Origin of the sequence: Nocardia sp. CC201C (assembly GCF_030010695.1) — a bacterium.
Classification (GTDB): Bacteria; Actinomycetota; Actinomycetes; order Mycobacteriales; family Mycobacteriaceae; genus Nocardia; species Nocardia otitidiscaviarum.
The window spans coordinates 1-6,868 of sequence record NZ_JASCXP010000402.1 but is presented as its reverse complement, the minus strand read 5'-3'; the positions used below and the strand labels follow the sequence as shown (position 1 = coordinate 6,868).

Below are 6,868 nucleotides of genomic sequence, written 5' to 3'. Positions count from 1 at the left end.
CGGGCTGGGCGTTACGCCCCCCCGGGGGGGCTGGAGGCCGAGACCACGGGGCGGGACGCCGGGCGGCCGGAGGCCGAGACCGCGGGGCTGGGAGCCGAGACCGCGGGCCTGGGAGCCGAGACCGCGGGGCTGGGAGCCGAGACCGCGGGGCTGGGAGCCGAGACCGCGGGGCCGTGAGCCGTGACCTGCGCGTGCCGCGGCTCACGGCGAATCCGCCGCGCGCAGCGCCTCCAGTAGCGGACCCGCCGTCTTGGCGAGGAACTCCTCCTGGCGTTCGTCACCGATCTGCACCAGGGCGATATCGGTGAATCCGGCCTCCTGATAGGGCCGCACCGCCGCCACGATGGCGTCCAGGTCGGGTCCGCACGGAATCTGCCCGGCCACATCCTCGGGCCGCACGCTCCCGGTGGCGGCGCTGAACGCTTCCGGCGTCGGCAGATTGCTGTTCACCGGCCAGCCGCCCAGCGACCAGCGGAACTGCTCGTGCGCCCGGCGCACGGCGGCATCCCGGTCGGTATCCCAGCTGATCGGTAGCTGACCCGTCACCCGCGCGGGCACCGCCTCGCCGAGCACCCGCTCCCGGGTGCGATGCCAGTGCTCGACCAGATCGGCGTCCGGGCTGGTGGTCACCATCTCGTCGGCCAACGGCGCGAAGCGGTCCACCGAGCGCGATCCCGACACCGCCACGGCGATCGGGACCGGCTGCTCCGGCAGGTCCCAGATCTTGGCCGAATCCACCTGGTACCAGCGGCCCTGCCGTTCGACCGTGCGGCCGGTGTGCAGTTCCCGAATGATCTGCATCGCCTCCCGCAGCCGGTCGTGCCGCTCCGCCAGCGCGGGCCACCCCTGACCCACCACGTGCTCGTTCAGATTCTCACCGCTGCCCAACCCGAGCGTGAAGCGGCCCTCCGCCAGAATCTGCAGCGTCGCCGCCTGCTGCGCCACCAGTACCGGGTGGTATCGGATGGTCGGGCAGGTCACATAGGTCATGAGTGGTATCCGCCGCGTCGCCTGCGCCACCGCGCCCAGCACGGTCCAGGCGTTCGGCGCGTGCCCCTGCTCGGCCAGCCAGGGGAAGTAGTGGTCGCTCATGACGGCGAAATCGAATCCGACCTCCTCCGCCGCCACCGCGTAGCGCACCAGTTCGCGCGGTCCGCTCTGCTCAGTCATGAGGGTGTATCCGAAGCGAGTCACAGGGTTCTCCTCATCATTGGTAGGGATAGGACTCCGCGACCGTGGCGGTCGCGGGTTCGTGGTCGTCGGCTACCGGGGGACATGGGGGAGCTACCCGCTGCGGGCGCGGTGAACCGGTGCGGGCGTCGCCGCCGGTACGCGCACTAAGCTCGGCATACGGGCGGAGTCGGCGTACGGCGGCGGAAGGCGGTGCGGTATGGGCGGCACGGGGTACATGGCGGCGTGGCGGGTCGAGCGGCCCGGTCCGATCGACGGTCGACCGCTGCGGTGGGAGCGGGACGCCGTACCCGCACCGGGGCCGGGGGAGCTGCTGGTGCGGGTGCTGGCCTGCGGCGTGTGCCGGACCGATCTGCACGTGACCGAGGGTGATCTGCCGGTGCACCGCCCCCGGGTCGTCCCCGGCCATGAAGTGGTGGGGGAGGTGGTCGGAACCGGCGGCGGGGCAGGGGAATTCGCGGTCGGGGAGCGGATCGGCATCGCCTGGCTGCGCCATACCTGCGGTCGCTGCCGGCACTGCCTGCGCGGCGCGGAGAACCTCTGCCCGAACTCACGCTACACCGGCTGGGACGCCGACGGCGGCTATGCCGAATACACTACGGTGCCCGCGGATTTCGCCCATCCGCTGCCGAAGGGTTACAGCGACGGGGAGCTCGCGCCGCTGCTGTGCGCGGGCATCATCGGTTACCGTGCCCTCGAACGCGCCGCGCTGCCCCCGGGCGGTCGGCTGGGGATCTACGGTTTCGGCGGCAGCGCCCATCTCGCCGCCCAGGTCGCCTTGGCGCGAGGCGCGGAAATCCATGTGATGACCCGGGATTCGGCGGCGCGGGAACTGGCCCTGGAACTCGGTGCCGCCTCGGCGCAGGGCGCGGCCGACCCGCCGCCGGAAAAGTTGGACGCGGCAATTCTTTTCGCTCCGGTGGGTGATCTCGTACTCCCGGCCATGGCGGCGTTGGACCGGGGCGGCGTGCTCTCCATCGCCGGGATCCACCTGTCCGACATCCCGCCGCTGAACTATCAGCGGCACCTGTTCCAGGAGCGGGAGATCCGTTCGGTCACCGCCAATACCCGCGCCGACGCCCGCGAATTCCTGGCATTCGCCGCCGATCACCGGCTCGAGGTCTCCGTGCACCCCTATCCGCTCGATGTGGCCGACCGTGCGCTGGCCGATCTGGCGCACGGGCGCTTCGCCGGCGCGGCGGTCCTGGTCCCCTGACCGGTCGGGCGGGGGAGATACCACCGGACACGCCGTCGACACGCCGAGTCTGCCATTCCGAGTTTCCGATTCAAGTCATGCGTCAGCTGCACTGATGCTTTCCTGAAAGTGTTCAGCATCATTGCAGCAAACCTGATTCGGAGGTTGGGGAGCGGCCATGCACCGCACAGGACACGAAGAGGTCCGGAGCAGCAGACCCTGGCTGTGGACGGCGCTGGCGGGATTGACGGTGGTCGCCGGGGCGATGTGGATCGCGCGCCCCCAGCCCGCCGCCTGCCAGACCACCACCACGTCGATCACCACCGTCAAAGTCGTACCGCCCATCGTGCAACCGAGTCCGATTGCACCCGAACAGCTTCCGACGCTGGAGGAACGCCTGCCGGAGGAGTCGCGGGAGGCGCGCTTCTACCATTTCGGCCAGGGGGTGGCCTGCTCCTTCCCGGATCTGCCGCTCGACGGCTTCTACATCGGGGTGCCCACGGGGGAGTACGACAGCTCCGCCGCGTGTGGCACCTACGTCGACATCGACGGCCCGCTCGGCAGTGTGCGCGCCCAGATCGTGGACCGCTGCCCGGGGTGCGCACCGCATCAGTACGACCTGAGCGCCGCCGCCTTCGCGCAGGTCGCCGACCCGGCCGCCGGGGTCGCGCGGATTCGGATCAGCAAGGTGCGCAATCCGACTCCGCCGCCGTCGCTGTCGTACCGGGTGCAGCAGGGTGTCTCGGCGGACTGGCTGGGGTTGCTGTTCGCCAATACCGGCAATCCGCTGCGGCAGGTGGCGCTGCGGCCGGAATCCGGTGGCGACTGGCGGCCGCTGCGGCGCGGTTACGACAACTACTGGTCCGCCTCCGGCCTCGGCCCCGGCCCGTTCACCGCCATGGTGTCCGATATCTACGGCCATGATGTGCTGGTGCCCGGCATCGTCCTGGAACCGGCGCGGGTGCGCTACACCGATATCGCGCTCTACGAATTGCCCGCGCTGCCGTTGCCCGCCCCGCCGTCGCCCATCCCGGTGACCACGCTGGTCACCACCGTGGTCCCGGCGACGCGGTCCTGCGACTAGGGATTCGTTCACCGGAGTATGGCATCATCCATAGTGAAACGTGTTCCAATTTGACCGCCGGGGAGCGGTACGCCGGGAGGTTTTCGATGACGAACCCCAGAATGGAACTGTCCGAGCGCGATCCGTCCCGGGGTGCGGCGCAGCGCCCGCGCTCCCGGCGGCTGTCCTCGCGGATATCCAGGTTGACCGAGGTTCCCGCGGGATCGATGGTGGAGCTGCCCGGCCGCGGGCGCACCTACGTGGTGGACCTGCCCGGCCCGACCCCGGACGCGGAGACGGTCTTCCTGCTGCACGGCGCGGCCACCACCGCCATGCTGAACTGGTTCCCATCGCTGCAGGAGCTCAACGAGCGGTACCGGGTGGTGCTGTTCGACCAGCGCTGGCACGGGCACGGCATCCGGTCCGAGACGTTCGATCTCGACGAGGTCGCCGATGACGTCGTCGCCCTGGCCGACGTCTTGGCCGTGGACCGGCCGATCATGGCGGGCTACTCCATGGGCGGCATCACCGCCCAACTCGTCGCGCACCGGCATCCGGACCGGGTGGGCGGGCTGGTGCTGGCCGCCACCACCTACCGGTTCCAGGAGAAGTGGCGCGAGCGCGCCTTTCATCGGGCCATGGCGGCATTCGCCACCAGCGTCTCGGAATTGTCGTGGCGGCGAGCGCATCTCAAGGCCACCCGGCTGCCGGAGCTGCCCGAGGCGACCTGGCCGGTGGGGCGGATGGACCGGTGGGCCATGGGGCAGATGCGCAGTCTCAGCGGTTGGGCGCTGACTCAGGTGATCGCCACGCTGGGGCGCTTCGACTCCTCGCCGTGGCTGCCGTCGCTGCGGGTGCCGACCGCCGTGGTGATCACCACCCGGGATCGGGCGCTGCCGGTCTACCGGCAGCTGGAGATGGCGACAATGATTCCGGGAGCGGAGATCTTCCTCGCTCCCGCCGGGCACGCGGCCTGCGTGCTCGAGGCGGACGTCTTCGTCCCGGTGTTCCTCGAGGCGCTGGAGTCGGTCGTCGAGCGGCGCTGAGTGACGTTGCGGCTCAGTGTCGTTCGCGGGCGGCCTTGAGCAGTTCGCGGATCACCTCGGGCACCAGGTCGGCCAGACGCGCTACGTCGGGGACCAGTTCCCGGCAGGCGATGAAGCCGAAGTCCATCGTGCCGTCGCAGGTGAGCACGGTGCTGGTGAGGCCGGCGCCGTGGAAGACCGGCCCGAACGGGTACAGGGCGTCCATGCGCAGGCCCAGGAAGTACATGGGGAAGCTGGGTCCGGGCACATTCGACACCACCAGGTTGTGCACGACCGGATGGTGCTCGGCGAGCTCGAGTGCGGAGTAGGCCCGGGCCGCCAGCTGAAAGATGTTGGGCGGGGCGTATTTCGCCCAGTCCTGCAGGAAGTCCGCGCCGATGAGATTGTGCTCCTCCTTCGCGCTGCGATTGTCCTGCGCGATGAGCAGCAGCCGCTCCACCGGATCGGGGATATCGGTGCGCAGGCGGGCGAACAGGGTGGAGACCTTGTTGGTGCCCTCCGTATGCCGCGAGGTCTCGTGCACCGACACCGGCACCGAGGCGATGAGGGTGGAATCCGGTAGCGCGCCGTGTGTTTCGAGGTATCCGCGCAATGCGCCGCCGACCACGGCGAGCACCACATCGTTGACCTTCACCCCGAACGCGTCCTTGATCTCGCGGATATCGGCGAAGTCGGTGGCCACGAACGACACCGCGCGGTGCGCGGTGATGGCCCTGTTGAACGGGGTGCGGGGCGCGGTGAACGGCAGCGGCATGCCCGAGGACTGCTCGCGCCGCCGTCGTACCAGATCGCCCAGGATGCCCACGGTCCTGGGCACCAGACCGACCATGCCGAGTTTCCCCGGGAACCGCAGCGCGGCCTCGGCGGCCAGCAGCAGATCGTGGGGTTCGCGCTCGGGCCCGGGGATCTCGGCCGGATCCGGCTCCGGATAGCGCACCCCGGGTTCCAGATCGCACAGGTGCATCATCATGGTGGTGCCGGTGATGCCGTCGACGATGGCGTGGTGGTATTTGGCGATCATCGCGATCTTGCCGTCCGGCAGGCCCTCCACCACCCACATCTCCCAGAGCGGACGGCCTCGGTCCATGGGCCGCCCCGCGATCTCGGCGGTGAGGTCGGCCAGCGCCCGGTCGTCGCCCGGTGCGGGCAGCTCGACGCGGTGCAGGTGGTGATCGAGGTCGAAGGCCGAATCCCGCACCCACACCGGGTGATCCAGATTCAGCGGTACGGTGTGCAGGCGGCGGCGCATGGCCGGGACCAGATGCAGGCGACGGCCCAGTTCGGCCTTCAGCTCGTCGAAGTCGTATCCCGCGCCGTCGGCGTTCGGATCGAGGATGAGCAGCGCGCAGACGTGCAGCAGCTGACTGTCGGTTTCGAGGTAGAGGAAGCTGGCGTCGAGTCCGGTGAGTCTTTCCATATCGACACACTATGGAAACGCGTTCTACTTCGGGCCGGGTTCGGCGGGCTCGTCGCCGACCGGTCGATGCCGATCCGTTGCCTGAAAATAGCTGCCGGATAACGCGATTCGGATGGCTACGGTTGGGTCCCGGCTGGGTATCCATACAGTGGACTACGTTGTCGTCCGTGCTCCCCCTCCCTACCTTGGAGCTCATAGCCCGGTGAGTGTCACTTGTCACTGACAAGAGTCACCGGGCTTCTCACAACGGCGTGAGAAGGGTGAGAACTATGCGCGGCCGGAAGGTGATGCTGGGAGGAAATTGGCGAATTGCTTGGCTGTTCACCGCACTGCTGGTGCTGGTGAGCGTGCTCTACCCGCCACAGGTCCCACGGGCGCACGCCAACTGGTGCGCCGATATCGATGTGGTGGTGGTGCGGGGCACGGGCGAACCGGGCTGGTTGGGCGATGTGGTGGGCAATCCACTCTACGGCCAACTGCGGCAACGGTTGCCCGTCTCGCTGAGCGCCTATCCGGTGGCCTATCCGGCCGACCACTCCTTCAATCTCGGCGCGGGCACCGCGGATCTGGTGGGACACCTGGCCCATCAGGCCGGGGTGTGCCCGGCGCAGCGCTTCATCCTGGTCGGCTACTCCCAGGGCGCGGCGGTCATCCACGCGGCGATCGGGACCGGCAATGTGAGCTGGTATCCGGGGCGGGTGCAGCTGGCCGGCGACCTCGCCCGGCGGATCTCGTCGGTGCTGCTGTTCGGCGACCCGCTGCGCGCGGTCGGCGCGGGCGTACCGGGCGAATACGCCTGGCGGACCGGAAACTGGTGCACCGGAGGCGATCCCATCTGCGGCGGCGGGATGAACGCGGCCTCGCACGTGTCCTACGGGCACAGCTTCGTGGCGGCGGCCAACTTCGCGGCCGGTCGGCTGTGAGCCGGGGCCGCACGGGACCGGGGAGGGGCTCCC

The 6,868-nt window shown here is 69.6% G+C and carries 6 protein-coding genes; 4 read left to right on the top strand and 2 right to left on the bottom strand.

All coding sequences use genetic code 11. The features are described 5' to 3' along the window. Positions 1–201: 201 nt before the first annotated feature. Positions 202–1,194, bottom strand: coding sequence for a TIGR03557 family F420-dependent LLM class oxidoreductase (locus QK444_RS29865; RefSeq protein ID WP_282785457.1), 993 nt, complete (start codon positions 1,192–1,194; stop codon positions 202–204). A gap of 214 nt (positions 1,195–1,408) precedes the next feature. On the opposite strand from QK444_RS29865, the gene QK444_RS29860 reads away from it, so the two are divergent. The 3 genes from QK444_RS29860 (at position 1,409) to QK444_RS29850 (ending at position 4,495) form a co-directional block, all read left to right on the top strand. Beyond that, the gene (locus tag QK444_RS29860) at positions 1,409–2,407 is read left to right on the top strand and encodes a zinc-binding alcohol dehydrogenase family protein (protein ID WP_282785458.1); all 999 of its coding nucleotides are present in this window, start codon (positions 1,409–1,411) and stop codon (positions 2,405–2,407) included. Positions 2,408–2,564: 157 nt separating this feature from the next. Then, positions 2,565–3,470 carry an expansin EXLX1 family cellulose-binding protein gene (locus QK444_RS29855; RefSeq protein WP_282785456.1) on the top strand — a complete coding sequence of 302 codons (906 nt, stop codon included), beginning with the start codon at positions 2,565–2,567 and terminating at the stop codon, positions 3,468–3,470. 86 nt (positions 3,471–3,556) lie between these two features. Continuing rightward, positions 3,557–4,495: an alpha/beta hydrolase gene (locus QK444_RS29850; protein ID WP_282785455.1), complete on the top strand. Its 939-nt coding sequence runs from the start codon at positions 3,557–3,559 to the stop codon at positions 4,493–4,495. A 13-nt stretch (positions 4,496–4,508) separates the two neighbouring features. On the opposite strand, the gene QK444_RS29845 is transcribed toward QK444_RS29850, so the two are convergent. Then, the gene (locus tag QK444_RS29845; RefSeq protein ID WP_282785454.1) at positions 4,509–5,912 is read right to left on the bottom strand and encodes a wax ester/triacylglycerol synthase family O-acyltransferase; all 1,404 of its coding nucleotides are present in this window, start codon (positions 5,910–5,912) and stop codon (positions 4,509–4,511) included. Positions 5,913–6,199: 287 nt separating this feature from the next. Here QK444_RS29845 and QK444_RS29840 point away from each other — a divergent pair, with 287 nt between their 5' ends. Continuing rightward, complete coding sequence (locus QK444_RS29840; RefSeq protein WP_282785453.1) at positions 6,200–6,835, top strand: cutinase family protein; 636 nt, start codon at positions 6,200–6,202, stop codon at positions 6,833–6,835. Positions 6,836–6,868: the final 33 nt, after the last annotated feature.

Coding starts and splice junctions, on each gene's coding strand:
- QK444_RS29855 (WP_282785456.1), top strand. CDS start 2,565: ATGCACCGCACAGGACACGAAGAGGTCCGGAGCAGCAGACCCTGGCTG.
- QK444_RS29845 (WP_282785454.1), bottom strand. CDS start 5,912: ATGGAAAGACTCACCGGACTCGACGCCAGCTTCCTCTACCTCGAAACC.
- QK444_RS29850 (WP_282785455.1), top strand. CDS start 3,557: ATGACGAACCCCAGAATGGAACTGTCCGAGCGCGATCCGTCCCGGGGT.
- QK444_RS29840 (WP_282785453.1), top strand. CDS start 6,200: ATGCTGGGAGGAAATTGGCGAATTGCTTGGCTGTTCACCGCACTGCTG.
- QK444_RS29860 (WP_282785458.1), top strand. CDS start 1,409: ATGGCGGCGTGGCGGGTCGAGCGGCCCGGTCCGATCGACGGTCGACCG.